This window comes from Mycobacterium intermedium, from assembly GCF_002086275.1.
GTDB lineage: Bacteria > Actinomycetota > Actinomycetes > Mycobacteriales > Mycobacteriaceae > Mycobacterium > Mycobacterium intermedium.
Genome location: NZ_MVHT01000029.1, coordinates 1 through 23,605 on the forward strand (window position 1 = coordinate 1; position 23,605 = coordinate 23,605).

Annotated in this window: 20 protein-coding genes; 7 read left to right on the forward strand and 13 right to left on the reverse strand. The window is 65.8% G+C overall.

Going from position 1 to position 23,605, the window contains the following annotated elements; translation table 11 throughout:
• Positions 1–130 precede the first annotated feature (130 nt).
• From pe to BST27_RS12425, 4 genes are all read left to right on the forward strand, one after another.
• A complete protein-coding gene (gene pe, locus BST27_RS12410) occupies positions 131–1,261 on the forward strand; it encodes an acyltransferase PE (RefSeq protein WP_139805130.1) in 1,131 nt (376 codons plus the stop codon).
• Between the two features lie 117 nt (positions 1,262–1,378).
• Positions 1,379–2,437, forward strand: a complete 1,059-nt coding sequence (locus tag BST27_RS12415) for an NAD(P)H-dependent amine dehydrogenase family protein (RefSeq protein ID WP_069417413.1) — start codon at positions 1,379–1,381, stop codon at positions 2,435–2,437.
• A gap of 166 nt (positions 2,438–2,603) precedes the next feature.
• A complete protein-coding gene (locus BST27_RS12420) occupies positions 2,604–3,041 on the forward strand; it encodes an MmpS family transport accessory protein (protein ID WP_069417412.1) in 438 nt (145 codons plus the stop codon).
• Positions 3,038–5,962 (forward strand): MMPL/RND family transporter, encoded by a 2,925-nt coding sequence (locus BST27_RS12425; RefSeq protein ID WP_069417411.1) that lies wholly within the window; start codon positions 3,038–3,040, stop codon positions 5,960–5,962. Before BST27_RS12420 ends, BST27_RS12425 begins: the two co-directional genes overlap by 4 nt.
• Before the next feature lie 26 nt (positions 5,963–5,988).
• Here BST27_RS12425 and BST27_RS12430 read toward each other — a convergent pair whose 3' ends face one another.
• From BST27_RS12430 to nadD, 5 genes are read right to left on the reverse strand one after another with little or no spacing between them, the layout of a single operon-like run.
• On the reverse strand, positions 5,989–6,822 hold the full coding sequence (locus BST27_RS12430) for a DegV family protein (RefSeq protein ID WP_069417410.1): 834 nt from the start codon (positions 6,820–6,822) through the stop codon (positions 5,989–5,991).
• Positions 6,819–7,562, reverse strand: a complete 744-nt coding sequence (gene octT / locus BST27_RS12435) for a diglucosylglycerate octanoyltransferase (protein ID WP_069417409.1) — start codon at positions 7,560–7,562, stop codon at positions 6,819–6,821. Before octT ends, BST27_RS12430 begins: the two co-directional genes overlap by 4 nt.
• The gene (gene gpgP, locus BST27_RS12440) at positions 7,552–8,223 is read right to left on the reverse strand and encodes a glucosyl-3-phosphoglycerate phosphatase (protein WP_069417408.1); all 672 of its coding nucleotides are present in this window, start codon (positions 8,221–8,223) and stop codon (positions 7,552–7,554) included. The genes octT and gpgP overlap by 11 nt, the downstream gene beginning before the upstream one ends.
• The gene (rsfS, locus tag BST27_RS12445) at positions 8,220–8,648 is read right to left on the reverse strand and encodes a ribosome silencing factor (protein ID WP_069417407.1); all 429 of its coding nucleotides are present in this window, start codon (positions 8,646–8,648) and stop codon (positions 8,220–8,222) included. Before rsfS ends, gpgP begins: the two co-directional genes overlap by 4 nt.
• Positions 8,645–9,295: a nicotinate-nucleotide adenylyltransferase gene (nadD, locus tag BST27_RS12450; protein ID WP_079220301.1), complete on the reverse strand. Its 651-nt coding sequence runs from the start codon at positions 9,293–9,295 to the stop codon at positions 8,645–8,647. The genes rsfS and nadD overlap by 4 nt, the downstream gene beginning before the upstream one ends.
• Positions 9,296–9,510: 215 nt before the next feature.
• On the opposite strand from nadD, the gene BST27_RS12455 reads away from it, so the two are divergent.
• Entirely contained in the window at positions 9,511–10,560 is a 1,050-nt protein-coding gene (locus BST27_RS12455; RefSeq protein WP_069417406.1) for a class I SAM-dependent methyltransferase, read from the forward strand.
• 82 nt (positions 10,561–10,642) lie between these two features.
• On the opposite strand, the gene BST27_RS12460 is transcribed toward BST27_RS12455, so the two are convergent.
• From BST27_RS12460 to BST27_RS12480, 5 genes are all read right to left on the reverse strand, one after another.
• Entirely contained in the window at positions 10,643–12,085 is a 1,443-nt protein-coding gene (locus BST27_RS12460; protein WP_069417405.1) for a vWA domain-containing protein, read from the reverse strand.
• Positions 12,086–12,101: 16 nt separating this feature from the next.
• Positions 12,102–12,977 (reverse strand): AAA family ATPase, encoded by an 876-nt coding sequence (locus BST27_RS12465; RefSeq protein WP_069417404.1) that lies wholly within the window; start codon positions 12,975–12,977, stop codon positions 12,102–12,104.
• Between the two features lie 28 nt (positions 12,978–13,005).
• Entirely contained in the window at positions 13,006–14,262 is a 1,257-nt protein-coding gene (locus tag BST27_RS12470) for a glutamate-5-semialdehyde dehydrogenase (protein ID WP_069417403.1), read from the reverse strand.
• 66 nt (positions 14,263–14,328) lie between these two features.
• Complete coding sequence (locus BST27_RS12475; RefSeq protein ID WP_069417402.1) at positions 14,329–15,744, reverse strand: mechanosensitive ion channel family protein; 1,416 nt, start codon at positions 15,742–15,744, stop codon at positions 14,329–14,331.
• Complete coding sequence (locus tag BST27_RS12480) at positions 15,744–17,957, reverse strand: adenylate/guanylate cyclase domain-containing protein (RefSeq protein WP_069417401.1); 2,214 nt, start codon at positions 17,955–17,957, stop codon at positions 15,744–15,746. The genes BST27_RS12475 and BST27_RS12480 overlap by 1 nt, the downstream gene beginning before the upstream one ends.
• Positions 17,958–18,130: 173 nt before the next feature.
• Here BST27_RS12480 and BST27_RS12485 point away from each other — a divergent pair, with 173 nt between their 5' ends.
• Positions 18,131–18,997 carry a ribokinase gene (locus BST27_RS12485; protein WP_079220133.1) on the forward strand — a complete coding sequence of 289 codons (867 nt, stop codon included), beginning with the start codon at positions 18,131–18,133 and terminating at the stop codon, positions 18,995–18,997.
• 9 nt (positions 18,998–19,006) lie between these two features.
• On the opposite strand, the gene BST27_RS12490 is transcribed toward BST27_RS12485, so the two are convergent.
• Positions 19,007–21,043 (reverse strand): NAD(+) synthase, encoded by a 2,037-nt coding sequence (locus BST27_RS12490; protein ID WP_069417400.1) that lies wholly within the window; start codon positions 21,041–21,043, stop codon positions 19,007–19,009.
• A 94-nt stretch (positions 21,044–21,137) separates the two neighbouring features.
• Here BST27_RS12490 and BST27_RS12495 point away from each other — a divergent pair, with 94 nt between their 5' ends.
• Positions 21,138–21,974 (forward strand): SIR2 family NAD-dependent protein deacylase, encoded by an 837-nt coding sequence (locus BST27_RS12495; protein WP_069417399.1) that lies wholly within the window; start codon positions 21,138–21,140, stop codon positions 21,972–21,974.
• A 4-nt stretch (positions 21,975–21,978) separates the two neighbouring features.
• On the opposite strand, the gene BST27_RS12500 is transcribed toward BST27_RS12495, so the two are convergent.
• Complete coding sequence (locus BST27_RS12500) at positions 21,979–23,238, reverse strand: cytochrome P450 (protein WP_069417398.1); 1,260 nt, start codon at positions 23,236–23,238, stop codon at positions 21,979–21,981.
• Positions 23,239–23,349: 111 nt separating this feature from the next.
• Complete coding sequence (locus tag BST27_RS12505; RefSeq protein ID WP_139805131.1) at positions 23,350–23,529, reverse strand: hypothetical protein; 180 nt, start codon at positions 23,527–23,529, stop codon at positions 23,350–23,352.
• Between the last annotated feature and the right edge of the window lie 76 nt (positions 23,530–23,605).

Genomic DNA, 23,605 nt, shown 5'->3' on the forward strand with positions numbered 1-23,605 from the left:
GTCGTCCGGGGTTTCGTCGGCCGTCGCGATCCCGATGGCGGAAAATATTGTGGCACCGACGGTTACCAGCGCGCCGAATCCCGCGAGTAGTTGTTCGTGAAGTTGTTTCATACGGACTCCCGCCCCGCTTGTGGCTCCGCCTCTGGCTCCGCTCGGCGCGCTGGTAACCGTCGGTGCCACAATATTTTCCGCCATCGGGATCGCGACGGCCGACGAAACCCCGGACGACCCGGTAGTCGATGGTCGGGGGACCGGTGGCAACGCGTACGCGCTGGGAGGCGCGCACGTTCTAGGCATTCCCTACGAGGAGTACATCCGCCGCGAAGGCGCCGACTGGTTCCCGAACCTGAAACGCCAGATCGTCGACTACCCGGCGGGACAGGTTCAGGGCCACGTCATGGGTCGTCTCTTCCCAGAGGTACGCCAGCTCGACGAAGTCTTCCCGGGGCTGGGTATGGACGGACCCAGCGTCGGCGAGTCCGTCGACATCGGACAGGACAACCTGGAAGCGGCTATCCGCAGCGGCGGTCCCGGCACCGCGATCGGCCTCTCCGAGGGCGCCCTCGTGCTCGACGCGCTGCAGGCTCGGCTCGCTACCGACCCCACCGCCCCACCGCCGGACCAGCTGACGTTCGCCACCTTCGGTGATCCCGTCGCCCGGCACGCCTTCGGTGAGAGCTTTCTGACCGCCGTGTTCCCGGTCGGCAGCATCGTTCCCGCACTCGACTACCGCGTCCCGCCGCCTGTCGAGAGCCAGTACGACACCCATATGTTCATCTCCGCGTACGACTCGATTGCCGACTTCCCGGACCGGCCGGACAACTTGATGTCGCTCGCCAACACCCTCGCGGGGTTGGTCACCGGCCACACCGCGGTGGCGTTCACCAATCCGAGCATGGTGCCGCCGCAGAACATCAGGACGACGGTCAACTCCCGGGGCGCGAAGACGACAACCTATTTGATTCCCGAGCGGCATCTTCCGCTGGTGATGATCTTCCAGTACTTCGGGGTTCCGGAGGACACGCTGAATCAACTCGACGCAGAACTGGCGCCGATGGTCAACGCGGGATATTCCCGAAACGACGACCCGCTGACCGCTCCGGTGCAACTCGACCCCGTCAACGGCTACGACCCGGCGGCCGTCACCGCACCGGCCACCCAGGCGACTTTCGGCGGCGGCGCGGACCCCTTCTCGCAGATCCTCTCCGGCGCGCTGTATGCGTTGAACCAAGCAGGTCACGGTGGTGAGCCAAAACCCTGACATCAGGGGCTGATTCGGCCGCCTACCCCGCACCCGTGGTCACCCGAATGCTGGGGCAATAATGGCTCCCTAGCCGACCGTGGTCCGGCGGTGAGCAGTGGCGCAAAGGAGCATTCGATGAGCACACCGACCGCTGGCCGCCCGTTGCGGGTCATCCAATGGACGACGGGGAACATCGGTCGGCGGTCGCTGCACGCCATCATCGGCAGACCCGACATGGAACTCGTCGGCGTATATGCGCACGGACCGGAGAAGGTCGGCGTCGACGCCGCAGATCTGGCCGGCTGGCCCACGCCCACCGGCGTGCGGGCCACCAACGACGTCGACGCGCTGCTCGCGCTGGGCGCCGACGCGTGCTGCTACAACCCCTTGTGGCCGAACATCGACGAGTTGGTGCGGCTGCTCGAGTCCGGGGTCAACGTGTGCAGCAGCGCGGCCTGGATCACCGGCGGGAAGCAGACGCCACAGGACCGCGAACGCATCCTGGCCGCCTGCCGGCGCGGTGGGTCGACGATCTTCGGCAGCGGCGCGCACCCGGGCATGTCGAACATGGTCGGGATGGTGCTCAGTGCAGCGTGTGAGCGGGTCGACGAAATCCGAATCACCGAGTCGGTGGACTGTTCGACCTACGAATCGGCGGAAACCCAGTCGGCGATGGGGTTTGGCAAGGATCCTGACACGCCCGGCTTGGCGGAAACCCTGCGGCGGGAAAGCGAGGTCTTCGCCGAGTCGGCGGCGATGATGGCCGACGCGATCGGGGCCCAGCTGGACCGGATGACCTTCGACGTCACCTTCACCGCGGCCACCGGTGACAGCGATCTGGGATTCATGAAGATCCCCGCCGGCACCGTCGGCAGCATCTACGGCTACCACCGGGGCTGGGTCGCCGACCGCAATGTGGTCAGCGTTGGGTTCAACTGGACGATGGGCAACCACGTGGTGCCACCGAAGCCGTTGGAGCACGGCCACGTCATCCAGGTTTTCGGGCTGCCCAACATGCGCACGGTGCTGCACTGCCTGCCCCCCAAGGACTGGACCGAGCCCGGCTTCATGGGCCTCGGCATGATCTACACCGCAATGCCGGTGACCAATGCGGTGCCTGCCGTGGTCGCAGCGCGGCCCGGCATCGTGACGCTGGCCGACCTGCCGCCGGTGACCGGACGGGTGGCGCTGTAGAAGCTGTGTCGTTCGGCACATCCGCTACCCCAGAGGAACGCTTCCGTCCACTAATGCTTAAGATACTTAGCTGAGCAAATAGTATTACGGCATTCAATGCCCGGACCGAGGAAGCAACGTCACCGAATCGGCGTTACACCCGTTCGACGCAGGGAAGGCGGTGGCCATGGTTCGTATCTCCCGATTGGTCAAGCGGGCTTGGATTCCGCTGATCTTGGTGGTGGTGCTCGCGGTGTCGGCACTGGTGGTCTCACGCCTGCACAAGGTCTTCGGCTCCCAGGACCTCAATGCCAATGCCGGCGCCGGGATCGAGATCGTGCAGTTCAACCCCAAGGTGGTCAAGTACGAGGTCTTCGGATCACCCGGTGACACCGCCAACATCAACTACTGGGACGCCGAGGCCAACACCCACCAAGTGAACGCCGCCGTACTGCCCTGGACCGTCACGGTGTCCACCACGCTGCCGTCGGTGAGCGCCAACATCATGGCGCAGAGCGACGGCAGCCACATCGGCTGCCGTATTACCGTCGACGATGTGGTCCGCGAGGAGAAGATGTCCGACGGCGTCAACCCCCAGACCTTCTGCCTGGTGAAGTCGGCATGAGCGATCTGCAGCAAGGAACCCATACCGCTGCCGACGACACCGCGCCGATCGCCGTGCCGCCGGCCGAACGCCCGAAGCGCACCCATCACCCGGTGATCCCACGCACCATCCGCATTTTCGCGGTACCGATCATCATCGCCTGGGTGGTGTTGACGGTGGTGGTGAACGTCGTCGTCCCAACGCTGGAAGTGGTCAGCGAGCAACACTCGGCGCCGATGACCCCGCTGGACGCGCCATCGATGCAGGCGATGATGCGCCTCGGCCACAACTTCAAGGAATTCGACTCCAACAGCACGGTGATGATCGTGCTGGAGAGCCCCAAGGCGCCGCTAGGCGACGATGCGCACCGCTACTACGACGGCCTGATCCGCGAACTACGCAAGGATCACGAGCACATTCAGCACATCCAGGACTTCTGGGGTGACCGACTGACCGCGGCGGGTGCCCAGAGCGCGGACGCCAAGAGCGCATACGTGATGCTGAACCTCGCCGGCAACCAGGGGACGACGCTGGCCAACGAATCGGTCGAGGCCGTCCGTGAGGTACTCGACCACTCGACACCACCGCCCGGGGTGCAGTCGTATGTGACCGGACCCGCCGCGCTCAGCGACGACATGCACATCATCGGCAACGCGAGTCTGGCCAAGATCACCCTGTTCACCCTTGGCGCGATCGCGATCATGCTGCTGCTGGTCTACCGGTCGATCGTGACAACCCTGATCCAGTTGTTCATGACGTTCGTTGCGCTGGCGTCGGCGCGGGGGATCGTCGCCGTTTTGGGCTACAACAACGTGTTCGGCCTCACCACCTTTGCCGGCAATATCCTCACCATGCTGGCTATCGCCGCCGGCACCGACTACGGAATCTTCCTCGTCGGCCGCTACCAGGAGGCGCTGCGTGCCGGCGAGGATCGAGAAACGGCCTACTACACGACATTTCGCGGGGTTGCCCCGGTAGTCCTGGGCTCGGGTTTGACCATCGCCGGGGCGACCTACTGCCTGAGCTTCGCCCGGCTGCCGTGGTTCAACACCATGGGCGCTCCGGTGGCCATCGGCATGCTCGTCGTCGTATTGGCCGGGCTGACGCTGGGTCCCGCGGTGATCTTCGTGGGCAGCAAGCTGCACCTGTTCGAGTCCAAGCGCGCGGCCAAGCGGGGCCGCCTGTGGCGGCGGGTCGGCACGGCGGTAGTGCGTTGGCCCGCACCGGTTCTGGCGGTCAGCGCCGCCATTGTGTTGGTCGGTATGGTCGCGCTGCCGAGTTTCAAGACGAGCTACAACGACCGCTTCTACCTGCCCTCCTGGGCCCCGTCAAACGTCGGCCAACAAGCCGCGGACCGGCACTTCTCACCGGCGCGCATGGACCCGGACATGTTGATGGTCGAGGCCGACCACGACATGCGGAACACCGCCGACATGCTGGTGCTGGACCGGGTGGCCAAGAATGTGATGCGCACCGTCGGCATCGCGATGGTGCAGGACATCACCAGGCCGCTGGGAATCCCAATCCAGCACAGCTCCATACCTTTTCAGAACAGCATGCAGAGTCAGACGACGATGCAGAACATGGGCTTCCTCAAGGACCGCATGAAGGACATCACCAAGATGGCCGACGAGATGCAGTTCATGATCGAGACCATGGAGCGCATGTATCAGGTCACCCAGGAGCTGTCGAACGCCGCCGACGACAGCGCCAAGACCACGGCGGAGACTGCGCAGATCACCAACCGGTTGCGGGACCACATCGCCGATTTCGACGATTTCTGGCGGCCGATCCGCAGCTACTTCTACTGGGAACGACACTGCTTCGACATCCCCATCTGCTGGTCGTTGCGGTCGCTGTTCGAGTCGTTGGACGGATTCGACCAACTGGCCGGACAATTCGACATACTCACCAAGGACATCCAGCGCACGGCCGCGGCGACGCACGACATGCTGGTCCTGATCCCGCCGATGATCACCACGATGAAGACCACCAAGGCGCTGACGCTGACGATGCAGGCCACGTTCTCGGCGATGCTCGACCAGATGGAATCGCTGAGCAACACCGCCGTGGTGATGGGGCAAAGCTTCGACCAGTCGAAGAACGACGACTTCTTCTACCTGCCGCCGGAAGCGTTCGACAACCCGGACTTCCAGACCGGATTGCGGATGTTCCTGTCGCCGGACGGTCACTCGGCGCGCTTCTTCATCACTCACCAGGGCGATCCGATGACACCGGAAGGGATTTCGCGTGTCGACTCCGAACGGTTGGCCGCGCAGGAGGCGCTCAAGCAGTCGTCGCTGTCGGATGCCAAGGTCTATCTCGGCGGCACCGCGGCGACCTTCAAGGACATGCACGACGGCGCGAAATACGACCTGATGATCGCGGTGGTGTCGGCGCTGACGCTGATCTTCATGATCATGTTGTTGCTCACCCGCAGTGTGGTGGCGGCGCTGGTGATCGTGGGCACCGCGGCCAGTTCCATCGCCGCGTCGTTCGGCTTGTCGGTTCTCATCTGGCAGGACCTGTTCGGCATCAAGATCCACTGGATCGTCATGGCCCTGTCGGTCATCATCCTGTTGGCCGTCGGCTCGGACTACAACCTGCTGTTGGTCTCCAGGTTCAAAGAGGAGATTCATGCCGGCCTCAAGACCGGAATCATCCGATCCATGGCGGGCACCGGTGGTGTGGTGACCGCCGCGGGCCTGGTTTTCGCCTTCACCATGGCCGCCATGCTGGGCAGCGAATTGCGGGTGCTCGGCCAGTTCGGGTCCACGGTGTGTATCGGTCTGCTGCTGGACACACTGATCGTGCGCACGCTGTTGATGCCATCGATCGCAACCTTGCTGGGCCGCTGGTTCTGGTGGCCGCAGGTCGTGCACCCACGCGGCGACAATGCGCGGATCCCGGCCAAACACGTTGCGCCGGCGGCGACCGCGTGATTCTGACGGGCCGAGCCCGGGCCGGGTTAGTCGGCCAGTTGCAGGCACACCGCCAGCGCACCGGCGCCGACGTGCAGCGCCAGCACCGCGCCCAACGGCGTGATGATCGCGGGTTCGCACGACGGTAGCCGCTGGGCCAACCTGTCCGCGAGGTCTGCGGCGGCGTCGGGATTGGCGACGTGGTGCACCGCCAGCGCCGCGCGGCCGTCGCCGACCACCTCACCGACCCGGTCGATCATCGCCTCGGTCGCATGCCGGACGGTGCGAACACGTTGCGCCAGAACTAGTTTGCCGTCATCATCGACCTTCAGCAGTGGCTTGAGCGACAGTGCCGTACCCAGCCACGCCGAAGCGCCGCCGATGCGTCCGCTGCGCCGCAGGTTGTCCAGCCGGTGCACCAACACGAACGCACGGGTGCGCTTCACCGCCGTGTTCGCTGCCCGCACAACGGAATCCAGGTCCTCCCCGGCGGCCGCGGCCTGCGCGGCGGCCAGCGCCGTGAAGCCGGTACCCATGGCCGCCGACTTCGAGTCGACGACCCGCACGGCCGGGTCGAGGTCGGCCGCGGTCCGTTCGGCGTTGCCGTAGGTGCCCGACAAGGCCGACGAAATATGTACGGCCACCACGCCATCACCGCCGCTGTCCGCCAACGCCTGTTGATAGATGTGGGCAAGTTCGGCCGGCGTGGCCCCAGCGGTCGTGGCCTGCCGGTCGTGGATGTCCTCGGGCACTTCGTCCACGCCTTCGCGCAAATCGGCGTCGTCGAGCAGGATGTGCAGCGGCACCTCGCGGATCCCCCACTTGTCCCGCAGTTCGGCCGGCAGGCGAGCCGCGGAGTCGGCCACCACAATGACCGTCATGGCCGCAATTTTTCGGTTGACACGCCGGCTTCGGCCAGTGCTTTGAGCATCAGCTCGGCAACCGCTTGGTGCGCTTCGAAGTTCCAGTGAATGCCGTCGGGATTGGCGCGTCCACTCATGACCTGTTCTGCAACAGCGGCTTTGAGGTCCACCAGCGGAATGTCGTGCTGTTGCGCCCATTCCGTAATCGCCGCCACCGTCCCCGCCCGGCCGTGGTGCGCCCTGCCGTACGTGTCGGCGATATGCACCGACGGCAGCGACGCCACCATCGGGATACCCGGCCGGTTGAATTCGATTGCACCACGTGTGGTTTCGAGATACTCGGCGGTCAGATGCGGCGGCAGCGCCGGCCTGGCGTACGGCGAAAGCCGCGGCTGCAGCCAGCCGTAACCATCGCGGACCCAGCGTCGCAGCCGGGGCGGACGCACATAGCGGATGAGCTCGCGCAAGGCCGTCGGCAACACCGACGGCAACGAATCCATCCCGCCGGTGGCGAACACCACCGCGCCGGCCTTGGCCAGCGCGGCCCAGGAACGCGGATCCTGGGTTGCCGCCCACCAGACATCCCGGCAGGTCCAGCCGATGCGGCCGATCAGCTCCAAATCCCAACCCAGTTGCGCCGCAACGATATTGGGCCAAATGCGCGGATCGTCCGCGGGCAGACCGCCGGTCGGGCCGTAGTAGGCCAACGAATCGGCGAAAACCAGCAGAACCGGCTTGGCGTTGTGTTCAGAGGACATCGTTGGCAACCTGCGCTGAAGCGTTCCACACATCCAGTCGCCACCGGATTTCGTCAAACGGGGCGTCTGGTTCCGAGTGTCCGCTCAGCTGCACCCAGCTGGCGTTGCCCATGCCGCCCAGGGCTGGCCAGTTGGCTACCGGCAGCTTCAACAACGTCGCGGACAACGCGGCGATCAGCCCGCCGTGCGCCACCAACACGACGGGTGGCTCCGGCGCGCTGGCCATCCCCCAGTCCGGCTCATTGGCCACCAACTCGGCAACCAACGGCCGACTGCGAGCGGCGACGTCGACCCGACTCTCCCCGCCATGCGGGGCCCATGTGGCGTCCTCGCGCCAGGCCAGGCGGGCACCTGGCGACTCGAAGTCGATCTCGGCGTGGGTCAATCCCTGCCACTCCCCCAGGTGGGTTTCCCGCAGCCTCCTGTCCACCCGGACCTCGAGGCCGGTCCGCTCCCCCAGCTTGATCGCGGTGTCATAGGCGCGGCGCAGATCCGACGACATGATCAGCAGTGGCTGTAGCTTGCCCAGCACCTCGGCGGCGGCGACCGCCTGCGCGCGCCCTAATTCGCTCAGGTCGGTGTCCAGCTGACCCTGCATCCGGCTGCCCAGGTTGTAGTCGGTTTGGCCGTGCCTGAGCATTACCAGCCTGCGCACCCTCATCCCGCGTGCCCTTCGGACCGGGTCTCCGACGTCTCAGGCGTCTCCGGCGTCTCAGGCGGCTCGGGGGCATCCAGATCCACCGGAACCACCGGGCAGTCGGCCCACAGCCGGTCCAGCGCATAGAAGTCGCGGTCGTCCTGGTGCTGGATGTGGACCACGATGTCGCGGTAGTCCAGCAGCGTCCAGCGGCCTTCCCGGGCGCCCTCGCGGCGAGCCGGTTTGTAGCCCGCGCGGCGCATCTTCTCCTCGACCTCGTCGACGATCGCGTTGACCTGCCGTTCGTTGGATGCCGAGGCGATGACGAAACAGTCGGTGATGACCAACTGATTAGAGACGTCGATGACGATCACGTCGTTGGCGAGCTTGGCGGCCGCCGCCCTGGCGGCCACCCTCGCCATGTCGATGGCTTCCTGATTGGCGCTCATAAGGTCTTCCCCGCGGTCATATTCGGGGCGATCTTGGGCTCCCGATAAAGCTGACGCTTCGATATGTACTGCACGACGCCGTCGGGCATCAGGTACCACAGCGGCCGACCCTCCTCGGCACGTTGACGGCAGTCGGTCGAGGAGATCGCCAGCGCCGGAATTTCCAGCAAGGTCACGGCATCCTCGGCCAGATTCGTCAACACAGTGGTGATGTGGTCGTGGCTCAGCTCGTAGCCAGGTCGGTTCACCCCGACAAACCGCGCCAACTCGAAAAGCCCCTCCCAGCCCTGCCAAGACAAAATCGACGCCAGCGCGTCGGCGCCGGTGATGAAATACAACTGCGAGTCCGGGTTAAGGGCACGCAGGTCGCGCAGGGTGTCGATGGTGTAGGTGGCGCCGCCGCGGTCAATGTCGACCCTGCTCACCGAGAACTGCGGGTTGGAGGCGGTGGCAATCACTGTCATCAGGTAGCGGTCCTCGGCCGGTGAGACCTGTCGTTCCTTCTGCCATGGCTGACCACTGGGTACGAACACGACTTCGTCGAGCTCGAACCGGTCGGCCACCTCGCTGGCGGCGACCAGGTGGCCGTGATGGATGGGATCGAACGTCCCGCCCATCACCCCCAACCGGCGCAGCCGCTTTTGCATGGTTCGCCAGCTTACTTGAGCAGCCACGACGCCTATCGCTCGCTGGACGTGCCGGTCGAGGCGTTGGCCTGAGCTGCAACCGCCGAAAGCCGCCGAATGGTTTGTCATCGTTAGCACCGGTATTCGGCCAAACACTCGGCGCAAAAGTACGACCAATGGCAACAAATAGGTGGGAGACCCGAGCATTCGTGCGCCGCATCGTGTAAAAGGTGTCTGTGACAAACTTGCCGCTCGAATCAGAAGAGCCGACGCAGCAGACGATCAGAAACTCCATGATCCAGCGCTGCTTCACCCGGTCGGAGGTACAGGGCAGCATCACACTGCCCGCGGTTCCGAGCCTGATCGATGAGTACGTGAGTATGTGCGAGACGATCTTCGCGGCCGTGGGTCGCAAGTTCAACGAAGAGGAACTCGCCCACCTGCGTAAGGTGCTCGAAGGCCAGCTGGCCGCGGCGTTTTCGGCTTCCCCCCGGTCGAGCATCGTCATCACGTACAACGCTCCGGTCGGTCCGACCCTGCACTACGAGGTCAACGCCCGCTGGTGGAGCCTGGCTGAGACCTATGACAACTGGACTCGTACCCGGGAACCACCGCTGTTCGGCAAGGAGCCCGACGCGCGCATCTGGGACCTCGCCAACGAGGCGCCGGATCCGGCGGCATGCCGGGTGCTCGAGATCGGTCCGGGTACCGGGCGCAATGCCCTTCCGCTGGCGCGGCGGGGGCATCCCGTCGACGTGGTGGAATTGACCCCGAAGTTCGCCGAGTTGCTTCGCGAGGCGGCCGAGAAGGAATCGCTCGACATCCGGGTCATCGTCCGTGACGTCTTCCAGACCACTCAGGACCTGCGTCAGGACTATCAGTTGATCGCGCTGTCTGAGGTGGTGCCCGATTTCCGGAACACGCAGCAATTGCGTGGCCTGTTCGAAATCGCCGCCGAGTGCCTGGCTCCCGGTGGACGCATCGTGTTCAGCACCTTCCTGGCGGCCGGCGGCTACATCCCTGACCAAGCCGCGCGTGAGTTCGGTCAGCAGGTGTACTCGGCCATCTTCACCCGGCACGAGATGGCGAGGGCCGCGGGCGGACTTCCACTCGAACTGGTCGCTGACGACTCGGTCTACGAATACGAGAAGGCGAACCTGCCGCCGGGCGCCTGGCCGCCCACCGGGTGGTACGAGAACTGGATCACTGGTCTGGACGTGTTCCCGGTCGGTCGGGAGTCGAGCCCGATCGAATTGCGCTGGTTGGTGTTCCAGAAGACACGCTGACGTTCGTCGAGCGTCACGCCAGCGTGGCGGCGGCACGCGAGGGTCACCCTGGCGTGACGCTCGGCGAGAAGGTCAGACCGGATCAGACCGGCAACAGCTGGTCGATCACCGTGGCGAGCTGCTTGGCCGACCGGCATTCGTGCATGGTGATGACTTCCTCGTAGCGCGGCACGGCGGAGTCACCGCTACCCCAGAGGTGTCGGGGTTCGGGGTTGAGCCAGTGCGCGTGCCGGGCGGCGGTCACCATGTCGTCCAGCACGTCGACGGCGGGGTTGCGGTAGTTGGTGCGCCCGTCGCCCAGTACCAGCAGCGAGCTGCGCGGTGAGAGCACGTTCGGGAAATTCTGCACGAACGAAACGAACGCGTTGCCGTAGTCGGAGTGCCCGTCTCGGCTGTAGACGCCCGCCTCGCGGGTGATCCGCTGAATCGCCACGGCCAGGTCGGCTTCCGGGCCGAACATGTGCGTCACCTCGTCGGTGGTGTCGATGAAGGCGAACACGCGTACCCGCGAAAACTGTTGGCGCAGAGCGTGTACCAGCAACAGGGTGAAGTGGCTGAACCCGGCGACCGAGCCCGACACGTCACACAACACCACCAGTTCCGGCCGGGCTGGACGGGGCTTCTTCAGAACGACGTCGATCGGCACGCCACCGGTGGACATCGATTTGCGCAGCGTCTTGCGCAGATCGATCGAGCCGGCGCGGGCACGACGGCGCCGCGCGGCCAGCCTGGTCGCCAGCGTGCGCGCCAGCGGCGCCACCACTCGACGCATCTGGCGCAGCTGCTCGCCGGATGCGCGCAGGAATTCGACGTTCTCCGAAAGCTGCGGAATGCCGTACATCTGGACGTGCTCGCGACCCAGTTGCTCGGCGGTGCGCCGTTTGGTTTCGGCGTCGACCATCTTGCGCAGCTGGGCAATCCGCTGCGCGGCAAGGGCTTTGGCGATCTGCTCCTGACTGGGTGAGGGTTCGTCGCCGTACGGGGCGAGCAGGCCGGCCAGCAGCTTGCCCTCCAGCTCGTCCAACGCCATCGCCTTGAGCGCCTGATACGACGAGAAGGAGGGGCCACGGCTGGAGTTGTACTTGCCGTAGGCCTCGACGATGCGGGCGATCATGGCGACCAGCCGCTCGTCCATGTCTGCGAGCTCGGGGTTGTCGGTCAGCAGATCCAAAAGCATCTGCCGCATTGCCTCGACGTCGTCGGGCGGCAGGCCGTCCGGGTCGCCGGCCGCATCCTCATCGATGACCACCGAGCGCGCACCCAACGCCGCGGGGAACCACAGGTCGAACATCGCGTCGAAGGTCTCGCGGTGGTCGGGCCGGCGCAGCACCGCGACGGCCAGGCCCTCGCGCAGCACCTCACGCTCGCCCAGGCCGAGCACGGCCATCACCCGGCCGGCGTCCACGGTCTCCGACGGACCCACCGAAATGCCGCTTGCTCGAAGGGCTTCCACGAAACCCACCAGATGTCCCGGCAGTCCGTGTGGGGCCAGGGGCCGGCGCGGGCGGATCCGTCGCGATGCCATGGTTCAGCCCTTCTCCTCAGTTGAGCCTGAGCTCCCCGGCCGCGCGCTGCTGGTCGGATTGGTGTTTGAGGACCACGCCCAGGGTGGCCGCGACGACCGCGTCGTCGATGGTGTCCAAGCCCAAGGCGAGCAGTGTGCGTCCCCAGTCGATGGTCTCGGCGATCGACGGCACCTTCTTGAGCTGCATTCCGCGCAGCACGCCGATGATGCGCACCAACTCCTCGGCCAGATGCTGCGGCAGTTCGGGGACGCGCGACAGCAGGATGCGGCGTTCCAGTTCGGGCGTCGGGAAATCTATGTGCAGGAACAGGCAGCGACGCTTGAGCGCCTCGGACAACTCGCGGGTGGCGTTCGAGGTGAGCACCACCAACGGCGTGCGGGTGGCGGTGATGGTGCCGAGTTCGGGGACGGTCACCGCGAAGTCGGAGAGCACCTCCAGCAGCAGGCCCTCGATCTCGATGTCGGCCTTGTCGGTTTCGTCGATGAGCAGGACGGTCGGTTCGGTGCGCCGGATCGCGGTCAGCAGCGGCCGCTGCAGCAGGAACTCCTCGCTGAACACATCGTCTTTGGTCGACTCCCAGTCACCCGATTCGGCCTGGATGCGCAGGATCTGCTTGGCGTGGTTCCACTCGTACAGCGCGCGGGCCTCGTCGACGCCCTCGTAGCACTGCAGCCGGACCAGACCGGAGCCGGTGGCCTGGGCGATGGCCCGGGCCAGTTCCGTCTTTCCGACGCCGGCGGGACCTTCCACCAGCAGCGGCTTGCCGAGCCGGTCGGCGAGAAAGACCGCCGTCGCCGTGGCGGTATCGGGCAGGTACCCGGTCTCGGCCAGGCGGCGGGAGACGTCCGCGATGTCGGCGAACAGCGGCACGGAACGTGCGGGCACGCTCATGGTGGACTCTCCTAGTGCTGGGGGCGCGTCAGGCCGGACGGATGTGGCCTGTGGTGGGCGAGCCCCACACGATCCACTTGGTCGAGGTGAGTTCCGGTAGCCCCATCGGGCCACGAGCGTGCAGCTTCTGAGTGGAGATGCCGATCTCGGCGCCGAAGCCGAACTGCTCGCCGTCGGTGAATGCCGTAGCGGCGTTGACCATCACCGCGGCGGCATCGACCTGTTCGGTAAACCGTTGAGCGGCAGCAAGATTCGTGGTAACGATGGCCTCGGTGTGCCCGGTGCCGTACTCGTTGATGTGAGCGATGGCCGCGTCCACGCCGTCCACCACCGCCACCGCGATGTCCATCGCCAGATACTCGCGCCGCAGGTCGTCCTCACTGGGATCCAGATGCACCGTGACACCGGCGTCCTGCAGCGCGTTCAGCAGGCGCGGCAGCGCGTGTTCGGCGATCGCCGCATCCACCAGCAGGCTTTCGGCGGCGTTGCAGACGCTGGGCCGACGGGTCTTGGAGTTCAGCAGGATACGTTCGGCGACGTCGAGGTCGGCGGCTTCGTGCACATACACGTGACAGTTGCCGACGCCCGTCTCGATGGTCGGTATCTGGGCGTCACGGACGACGGCGTCGATCAGGCCCGCTCCCCCACGCGGAATCGCCACGTCGACCAGGCCGCGGGCCTGGATCAGGTGGGTGACCGTGGACCGGTCGGCCGCCGACACCAGCTGCACGGCGTCGGCGGGCAGGTCTTGGCCGACCAAGGCCGAGCGCAGCACGGTGACCAGCGCCGCGTTGGACCTGGCCGCCGAGGAGCTGCCACGCAGTAGCGCGGCGTTGCCGGACTTGAGGGTCAGGCCGAACGCGTCGACGGTGACGTTGGGACGGCCCTCGTAGATCATTCCAACCACGCCGAGTGGAACTCGCTGCTGACGCAGCTGCAGCCCATTGGGCAGCGTCGAACCACGCAGGACCTCACCGACCGGGTCGGGCAGCGCGGCGACCTGGCGCAGGCCGGACGCGATCCCGTCGATGCGCTGCGGGTTGAGAGCCAGCCGGTCGAGCATCGCGGCCGGGGTGTCGGCCGCCCGGGCGGCATCGAGGTCCTCGGAGTTCGCGGCCAGGATCTCGGTGGTGTGGGCCAGGATCTCGTCGGCGGCGGCGTGCAGCGCGCGGTCTTTGACGGCGGTCGGCAGCGTGGCCAACACGCGGGCGGCAACCCGGGCGCGGCGCGCGGCGTCGTGCACCTCTTGACGCAGATCGGGCAGCGCCGGAGCTTCCAGACTCATTAGCCCAGGATATCGGGCTTAGCGCCGTTCAGTCGGGTTGGGTCAAGGCTGGGCCGAACAGCTCGTCTAGACCTCGTGACGCGGCAGCCCCGGCTGTCGAACCTTTCTGCGTCGCTCGTCCAGCACCCGGCCGAAGTCCTGCAGCAACAGCGGTTCGCGCATCACCAGATGCTCGAGGTGCTCACGACCGATCTCCAACGCCGTCACCTCTTCCAGGGCGTACGCGGTGGCCAGGTTCGGCTGGCGGGTCAGCGCGGTCAAACCCAGGAATGAGCCGCCGTCCAGCGTGCTGATCGGTTCCGGCGGCCCCTCGTCGGCGTCACCCTGCACCACCAGGTGCACACGTCCGCTCACGATGAACGTCATGCTTTTCGGCACCTGCCCCGCGTACTCCACGATTTCACCGGCGCCGTACCGGACCATCCTCCCGTGCGCCTGCAGCCCGGACCGCTCGCGATCGGTCTCGCCGAGCCGCAACACCGGCGCCACCACGGTGCGCAAGGCTTGATCGACCCGTTCGGCCGTCGAGAAGTCGTCCTCGGCGCCGTCGAGGTGCAGTCCCTCCCGTCGGGCGGCGTACCAGATCCAGCGCAGGAACAGGGCTTGGGCGGCGTCTTCGTCCGCCGGCGAACTCAGCCCGATCGTCGTGCAGTATTCGGCATCGCCCAGCGGTACCGATTCCGGCATGCACCCGCTCTTGAGCTGCGGCAGTGCGCTGGCGATCCGGGTCAGCAATGCGCACACCCGGTCGGGCGAATCCTCGGTCGAGAAGGTGGTCTTCATCGCCAACTCGTGTACGTCGGTGGGCCGACTCAGATTGGTGAACGGCATGGTGGCGAGCACCGAGTTGGGGGTGATGCGCAGTCCACCGCCAGTCTCGATGTGCACCGAGCGCCAGTTGACCTCGACGATTCGACCGCGCGCGGTGTTCGTGTCGATCCAGTCGCCTATCTGGAACGGCTGCTCGAACAGCATGAAAAGACCGGACACGATCTGGCCGACGGAGTTCTGCAACATCAGGCCGAAAACCACCGACGTCACGCCCAGGGCGGTGAACAGACCGGCTATCCGCACACCCCAGACGAACGACAAGATCACCGCCAGCCCGGCGCCGATCAGAACGAACCGAGCGACGTCGAGAAAGATCACCGGGAGCCGTTTCCGCCACGACCCCGCCGGTGCGTTGACGAACACGGTGGCGTTGAGCCCGGACAACAGGGTCACCAGCACCAGGAAGCCGAAGACCGTCATCAGAATCCGCACCGCGGTGTCGCGGGCCGGCACCCCGTCCGCGTTGACCAGCAGCAGCAACAGCGCGCCGAGCGGCAGCAGGAAAGTGCGCACCAGGCCGACCTGTCGGGCCAGGTGGCTGCGCCGGCGGATGAGCGTGTGTTGCAACTCGGTGAGCGCCACGATGCCGATCGGCAGACCCACCACGACGCCGACGGCCCAGTAGAACCACGGCGAGCCGAAGATACTCATCACCGCTCCGACTGACTCTCCAACTGAGGCTCCACCAGTCGCCAGATCCGCTGCGTCGTACCGTTGACCGAAATCTCGCCGACCGCACTGAATTCTTGGATGTCCCGCATCGATTCAAACACCTGCGAAGTGACGTAGATCCCGGGACCGGTTGCGGCGCGGTGCATTTGGTAGGCCAGACCTACCGCGCCGCCCCACATGTCGTAGACCAGACCGGATCGGCCGACCAACCCGCTGATGACGTCGCCCGTGTTGATGCAGATGCGCAACCCCAGCCGATGGCTCGGCTGGGTCGCCTGATTGTTGAAACGCGTGACGATGCGCTGCATCTCGAGCGCGAATTCGATGCTGCGATGCAGGTTGTCCAGGCGGGGGGTGGTCACTCCACAGCTGGCGAGGTACCGGTTGTGGAAGGTGCGGATGCGTTCCACGCCAAGGGATTCCGCAGCCGAGTCAAACTCCCGGAACAAGCCGTCGACGATCCCGACCAACTGGTCACCCGACAGCGAGCTCGCGAGTTCGTCGAGTCCGATGATGTCGGCGAAAACGACGGCGACGTTCTGATGCTCCATCGCCACGGTTTCCTGGCCCCCGCGGTAGCGCTGTGCCACCGGTTCGGGCATCAACGACAACAGCAGCCGGTCCATTTCCCTGCGCTGCGCTTCGAGCTGTTCCTCCTTGAGTTTGAGGTTGCGGCTCATTTCGTTGAAAGACCGCGTGAGATCGCCGAGTTCGTCACGCGACGTAACCGGGACGGTGACTTCGTAGTTGCCCGAACTGATCTGCTCCGTGCCGGCCTCGAGACGGCGGATGGGGCGCACCAACAGCTTGGCGAACAGCATCGACACCACGCAGACGACGAAACTGATTCCCGCGACCGCCAAGACCAGCGTCTTGGTGAAGGCGGCCATCCGCTGGTAGGCGTCCGCGTCGTCACGTGTCGCCAGGATGGCCCAATGTAGGTCGGAGTTCGGCAGGTTCAGTGGTGCGTAGGCCTCCAATTGCCGGTTACCGAGATACCCGATGTCCCTGGTGACCCCACTTTGTCCGCGTAAGGCCAACCGCAGGCCCTCGGTTTGAACGGGCTGCACCAATGTGGTGCCCCCTAGGCGCATCGCTCTGTTCACCACGTCGGGCGCCGCGCCGCCGGACACCGCCTCGCGCTGGTAGGCATCGGGATCTTGCAGAAAACGCCGTGAATCTGACCGCATCAAACCGTCCGGTCCCGCCAAGTAGGTCTCTGTCGACCGCCCCATTCCAACGGCTTCCCAGTGCTTCTGGGCGTTCATGATGTCGCTGATCTTCGTGATCGGCACCGGCACGGCCATGACGCCTTCGATCCTGCCGCCCATGCCCACCGGAGACACCACCCATGCCGTGGGGACGTCGAGTTGCGGCTGGTACGGCTGGAAATCGGTGACCCAGACGAACTCCAAGTCGTTGGAGCGCAACGCCTTTGTGTATGCATCCCGCAGATTGGTCTCCCGATACGGGCCAGTGAAGACATTGGTACCCAGGTCCGGGCCCTTGGCGACGGAGTACACCACATTGCCGTCGAGATCCAGCAGCAGCGCGTCCTTGAATCCGAATCGGGTGACGATGCTGTGGAAGAAGTCGTCGTAGCGGGCGTTGGCCGCAGACCAGGCGCTGCCGTCTCCGGCGTTGTCGGGACGGTTCGCGTCGTTCGGCGGCGCGTAGGGTGCGGTGTAGTACGCCTGGAGGTACTTCTGCGCGTTGGAAGTCGGCAGCAATGCTTTGATATCCAGCTCGTCGCCCGTCAGTTTGGCGATCGGCGCGATCATCTCCTTTTTGTAGTAGTCGATCAGCGATTGCTCCTGCGCCGGAGTGATGGTCGCGTTGGCCAGTTGCGCGAAGCCGGCGTTGAAGGCCTCCTGGGCCTCGAGCGCACTGAAGCCGCTGCTGTAGACGATCACCGAATTTGTCAGCTCAGCGAACATCGACTCGAGCTGCCGCTTGTGCGACTCGCGCAGCTCGACCAACCGCTCCACCGCGACGTCCTGCAACGACCTGCGACCCGACGCATAGCCGATGACACCCACGACGGTGACCGACAGAATGCTGCAGACCAGCAGCGTAACCAAGACTTTGGACTGAATCCCGACGCGAAGAAACAGCAGCAGGCGCCGGCCGCGACTCGCCTCGCGGTCGGGCTCTTCGGCAGATGCCGGTTCCGTTTGCTGCCCCGATGTCAAACGTCGTCCTCTCGTCACGACGGCAATCCGGTCAGATCACGCAGCACATTAGCCCGAAAATGTAACGAAATGGGGGTATCTGCCCAAGAAAGGACGCGTTCGAGGCGGGAGCGAGACCGTGACGCGCGTCGCGCAGCAGCCTGCTGTGACCACCTTGCGACTACCTTGTGGGCATGGCGACGCGAGTCTGCGTGGTGGGCAGCGTGAACATGGACTTGCGGTTCGAGGTTGGCGTGTTGCCGAGGCCGGGTGAGACGGTGCTGGCTTCATCGATGGGCCACGCACCCGGCGGCAAGGGCGCCAACCAGGCGGTGGCGGCCGCACGTGCCGGCGCGCGGGTGCAGTTCGTCGGCGCCTTCGGCGATGATTCGGCAGCCGACGAGTTGCGAGCTCACCTGCTCGCCAATGGCATTGACCTGAGCGGTGTCCGCACGGTGTCCGGACCCAGCGGGACCGCGATGATCGTGGTGGATCCCCGCGGCGAGAACACCATCGTGGTGGCGGCGGGGGCCAACGCACACCTGGAGGTCGCACCGACGGCCACCGCCGGTTGCGACGTGCTGCTGACCCAGTTGGAGATTCCGATCGCGACGGCCGTCGCGGCCGCACGGGCTGCCCGTGCGGACGGGGCCGTTGTCATGGTCAACGCGTCGCCGGCAAGTCCCGACCGCGATGCTCTGGCGGAGTTGGCGGCCGTCGCCCACGTCGTGATCGTCAACGAGGCCGAGGCCGACGACTGGCCTTGGCGGCCAGACCATTTCGTCGTCACGTTGGGTTCGAGCGGAGCCGGCTACGTCGGCCTTGACGGCGAATTCGAGGTCCCCGCCCCCAAGGTGAAGGCGGTCGATACCACTGGGGCGGGCGACGTGTTCGCCGGTGTGCTGGCCGCGAATTGGCCGCGCGACCCCGGTTCGGTCGTCCAGCGACGGCAGGCGTTGCGACGTGCCTGCGCCGCAGGCGCACTGGCCACCCTGGTGCCCGGGGCCGGTGACTGCGCACCGGACGCCGACGCGATCGACGCCCTCTGCGACGGGGACTAGCTCACCCGGTCAAGGGATTTCGCGTTCGATCTCGTCGAGCCAGATGCGTGCCGACAGGTCCGACGGGGCGCGCCAATCCCCGCGCGGCGACAGTGACCCGCCGTGCGACACCTTAGGCCCGTTGGGCAGCGCCGATCGCTTGAATTGGCTGAACGAGTAAAAACGTTGGGCGAAGACACCCAGCCAATGCTTGATGGCGGCCAGGTCATAAGACGGCCGATTGCCCTCGGGAAACCCGGGCGGCCAATCGCCTCGCTCGGGATCACTCCACGCGTGCCAGGCGAGGAAGGCGATCTTCGACGGCCCGAATCCGTAGCGCAGCACCTGGAACAAGGAAAAGTCCTGCAGCGCATAGGGTCCGACCTTGGCCTCGCTGTCCTGCAGGTCTTCTTCCTCGCCCGACGGAACGAGTTCGGGAGTGATCTTGGTGTCGACGACCGACTGCAGGACCTCGGACACCTCGTCATCGAACTGGTTCGAGGAGATGACCCAGCGGATCAGGTGCTGGATGAGTGTCTTCGGCACGCCGCCGTTGACGTTGTAGTGCGACATCTGATCGCCGACACCGTATGTCGACCAGCCCAGCGCCAGCTCGGACAGATCACCCGTCCCGAGCACGATCCCGCCACGCTGGTTGGCCAACCGGAAGAGGAAGTCGGTGCGCAGACCGGCCTGGACGTTTTCGAAGGTGACGTCATACACCTTCTCGCCCCGCGCGAACGGATGCCCCATCTCGGTGAACATGCGCATCGCGGTGTCGCGGATGTCGATCTCTTCGAACGTGATGCCCAGGGCGCGCGCGAGCTTGGTGGCGTTGCCCTTGGTGTGCTCGCCGGTGGCGAATCCGGGCAGGGTGAATCCGAGGATGTCACTGCGCGGGCGGCCTTCGCGGTCCATCGCCTTGGCCGCGACGATCAGCGCGTGTGTCGAGTCCAGCCCTCCGGACACGCCGATGACCACCTTCGGATAGTTCAACGCGCGCAACCGTTGCTCCAGGCCCGCCACCTGGATGTTGTAGGCCTCGTAGCAATCCTGTTCCAGCCGCTCGCGGTTGGCCGGGACAAACGGGAAGCGTTCGATGCGGCGCAGCAGGCCGATGTCGCCGTCCGGGGGGTCGAGCCGAAACTCGATGCGCCGGAACGAATCCGCCGCGTCGCGATGATGGCGCCGGTTGTCGTCGAAGGTCCCCATCCGCAGCCGTTCCGACCGAATCAGCTGGAGATCGACATCGGCGACGGAGCGGCGCTCACCCTTGGGGAAGCGTTCGGAAGACGCGAGCTCGGTGCCGTTCTCCCAGATCATCGTCTGGCCGTCCCACGCCAGATCGGTCGTCGACTCGCCTTCGCCGGCGGCGGCATAAATATAGGCGGCCAGGCATCGCGACGACGCGGAGCGTGCCAGCAGGGAGCGATCCTCGGCGCGCCCGATCGTGATCGGGCTTCCGGACAGATTGGTCAGCACCGTGGCGCCGGCCAGCGCCGCTTCTGCGCTCGGCGGGACCGGGACGAACATGTCCTCGCAGATCTCGACGTGCAGCACAAAGCCGGGCACATCCGACGCGGCGAACAGCAGGTCTGGACCGAACGGGACGTCCGTCCCGCCGACCCGGATCGTGCCACGCTCCCGATCACCGGGTGCGATCTGACGACTCTCGTAGAACTCCCGGTACGTGGGCAGGTACGACTTGGGCACCACCCCGAGCACCGCGCCGCGATGAATCACCACCGCGGTGTTGTAGATGCGGTGCAGGCGTCGCAGCGGTGCGCCCACCACCAACACAGGCAGCAGGTCGGCGGAAGCCTTGACAACGTCGAGCACGGACCGTTCGACCGCGTCGAGCAAGGTGTCCTGCAGCAGGATGTCCTCGATGGAATAGCCGGTCAGCGTGAGCTCGGGGAAAACCGCCAGTGCGACGCCCTCCTTGTGGCAGTCCCGCGCCAACCCCAGTACTGACTCGGCGTTGGCCGCCGGGTCGCCGATGGTGGTGTGTTGCGTGCATGCGGCGACGCGCACAAACCCGTGCTGGTATGCAGAGTAGAAGTTCATCGCCTCTCATTCTTGCCTGGCGCGGTCCTGTCGCCGAATTACCCACACCTTCGCCACCGCAATCAACCCGCTGCGGGCAACTACGCTCGGCATTGTGGAATCGCCCGAACTCGTCGCACTCCTGGCCGGCCGCAAGGTCGCGGTGCTGACGGGCGCCGGGCTCTCCACCGACTCGGGCATTCCCGACTACCGCGGCCCCGATTCACCGCCGAGCAACCCCATGACGATCCGGCAGTTCACCTCGGACCCGGCATTTCGGCAGCGCTACTGGGCCCGCAACCACGTGGGCTGGCGGCACATGGACGAGACGCTGCCCAACGCCGGGCACCGGGCACTTGCGGAGTTGGAGCGGTGCGGGGTGGTGACCGGTGTGATCACCCAGAACGTGGACATGCTGCACACCAAGGCGGGCAGCCGCAATGTGGTCAACCTGCACGGCACCTACGCGCGGGTGGCCTGCCTGAGTTGTGATTACACGACGAGCCGCGCCGCGCTGGCCGAGCGGCTCGAAGCGCTCAACCCTGGGTTCATCGAACGCGCCGAGGCTGTGGGCGGGATAGCGGTGGCTCCCGACGCCGACGCGATGGTCGCCGACACCGCGTCGTTCCGCTATGTCGACTGCCCCTCGTGCGGCGGCGTCCTCAAGCCCGACATCGTCTACTTCGGTGAGAATGTGGCGAAACACGTTGTAGTGCAAGCACTTGACCTCGTCGAACAGGCTGAAGCGCTGCTGGTTGCAGGCTCGTCACTGACCGTGTTCTCCGGCTACCGGTTCGTCCGCCACGCCGCCTCACTCGGCATCCCTGTCGCGATCATCAATCGCGGCCCCACCCGGGGCGATCCGTTGGCCAGCGTCAAAGTCGACGGCGGCTGCTCGGAACTGCTCACGCTGCTCGCCGGCGAGTTGGTGCTCGCCGCGGTCGAGCGTTGAGAGACTAGAAGGTGCAGGGTAGGCGTCGAACGGCGTGGATGAAGTTGCCCGCCACGTATTCCGGCTCACCCGCCTGAACATCGGGCAGCTGCCGGAGCAACTCGCCGAACAGGGCGCGCAGCTGCGCCCGCGCGACATGAGCGCCCAGGCAGAAGTGCACGCCGCCGCCACCGAAACCCAGATGCGGGTTGGGGCTGCGGCTCAGGTCGAAACGCTCGGGATGCTCGAATGCCTCGGTGTCCCAGTTGCCGGACGCATAGAACATCACCACCTTCTCCCCCGCCCGGATGTGCTGGCCGCCTAATTCGAAATCCGTTGCGGCCGTGCGCCGGAAGGTCATGACAGGGGTGGCCCACCGGATGAATTCCTCGACCGCGGTTCCGATCCGATCCTCGAAAGCCGCTGCCAGCCAGGCTCGCTGGTTGGGAAAATCGGTCAGCGCCTTTATCGCATGGCTGGCCGTCTGGCGGGTGGTGTCGTTGCCGGCCACCGCGAGCAGCACGAAGAATGCCGCCACGTCGGCATCCGACAGCCGCTCCCCGTCCACCTCCGCGTTGACCAGGCCGCTGAACAGGTCTTCGCCGGGCTGCTCGCGGCGCTCGGCGGCCAGTTGGAGGGCGACCTGATGCAGATAGATCTGGTTCTCGAACAACACCTGTAGGGCGTCGCGGCCGTCCAGATACACCGGGTCCGCCCAGGACACCAACGCGTCGGCGGCGTGGGCGACCTGGTGGCGTTCGGACTCCGGAATGCCGACCATGTCCGACAAGGTGCGGATGGGCAACTCCTTGGCACAGTATTCGACGAAATCGGCGCCGGAACCGGCCGCCTTGAACTCCTCGACGATGGCCTTGGCGTTGGCCTGGATCGACTCCTCGATGCGGCGGACCTGACGCGGGGTGAACGCGGCGCTGACGAGCTTTCGCAGCTTGGTGTGCCGGGGCGGGTCCATGGCCAGGAAGGACTGTGACGCCTCGAGCAACTCCTCGGGGACGGTCTCGAACAGCACCCCCTTGCCGGACAGGAACACCTCGTTGTTGCGGCTGACGGCGACGATGTCGGCGCGTCGGGTGACGGCCCAATAGCCGGGGTCGTTGGGGTCGTGCATCAGCGCATCCTCGACCGGCGGATGCCAGCTCACCGGGCGTTCGGACCGCAACACCGCGAACGAGCGTTCCCGATCCGCCGCCGTGGTGGCCCAGAACTTGCGTGACGACAGATCGATTACGTCATAAGCACGGCTGTCCGCCTGCATCGCAGTCATCGGTCCCTCTTGCCTCCCTCAGACTGGCCGGCCTGTGACGCCAGTCACCGCTTGACCATATGTGTAGACACTATGTCTAGTCAAGACGTCGGAGGGGGTGGCCGAAACGGCTCAAGCGGCTAGGCGCGACCTTCTCAACTCGGCGACGAAGCTGCGGCCCTGGTTGTCGACCACCTGCCATGAGTACGGGCCGATGCGCCGGGAGTAGCCGAGCAGCTGCACGGCCGACTGGCCGTCCTGCTCATTGATGTTGTCGACGCGGAGGCCGTTGGAAGTTGTCAATGCCCACATGATGTGCTCCTGTGCTCTTGTTCCCCGGGTGGGGACTAAGAACAAGGTTTGCGGGCGGGGCTTGCGAAATTCTGAT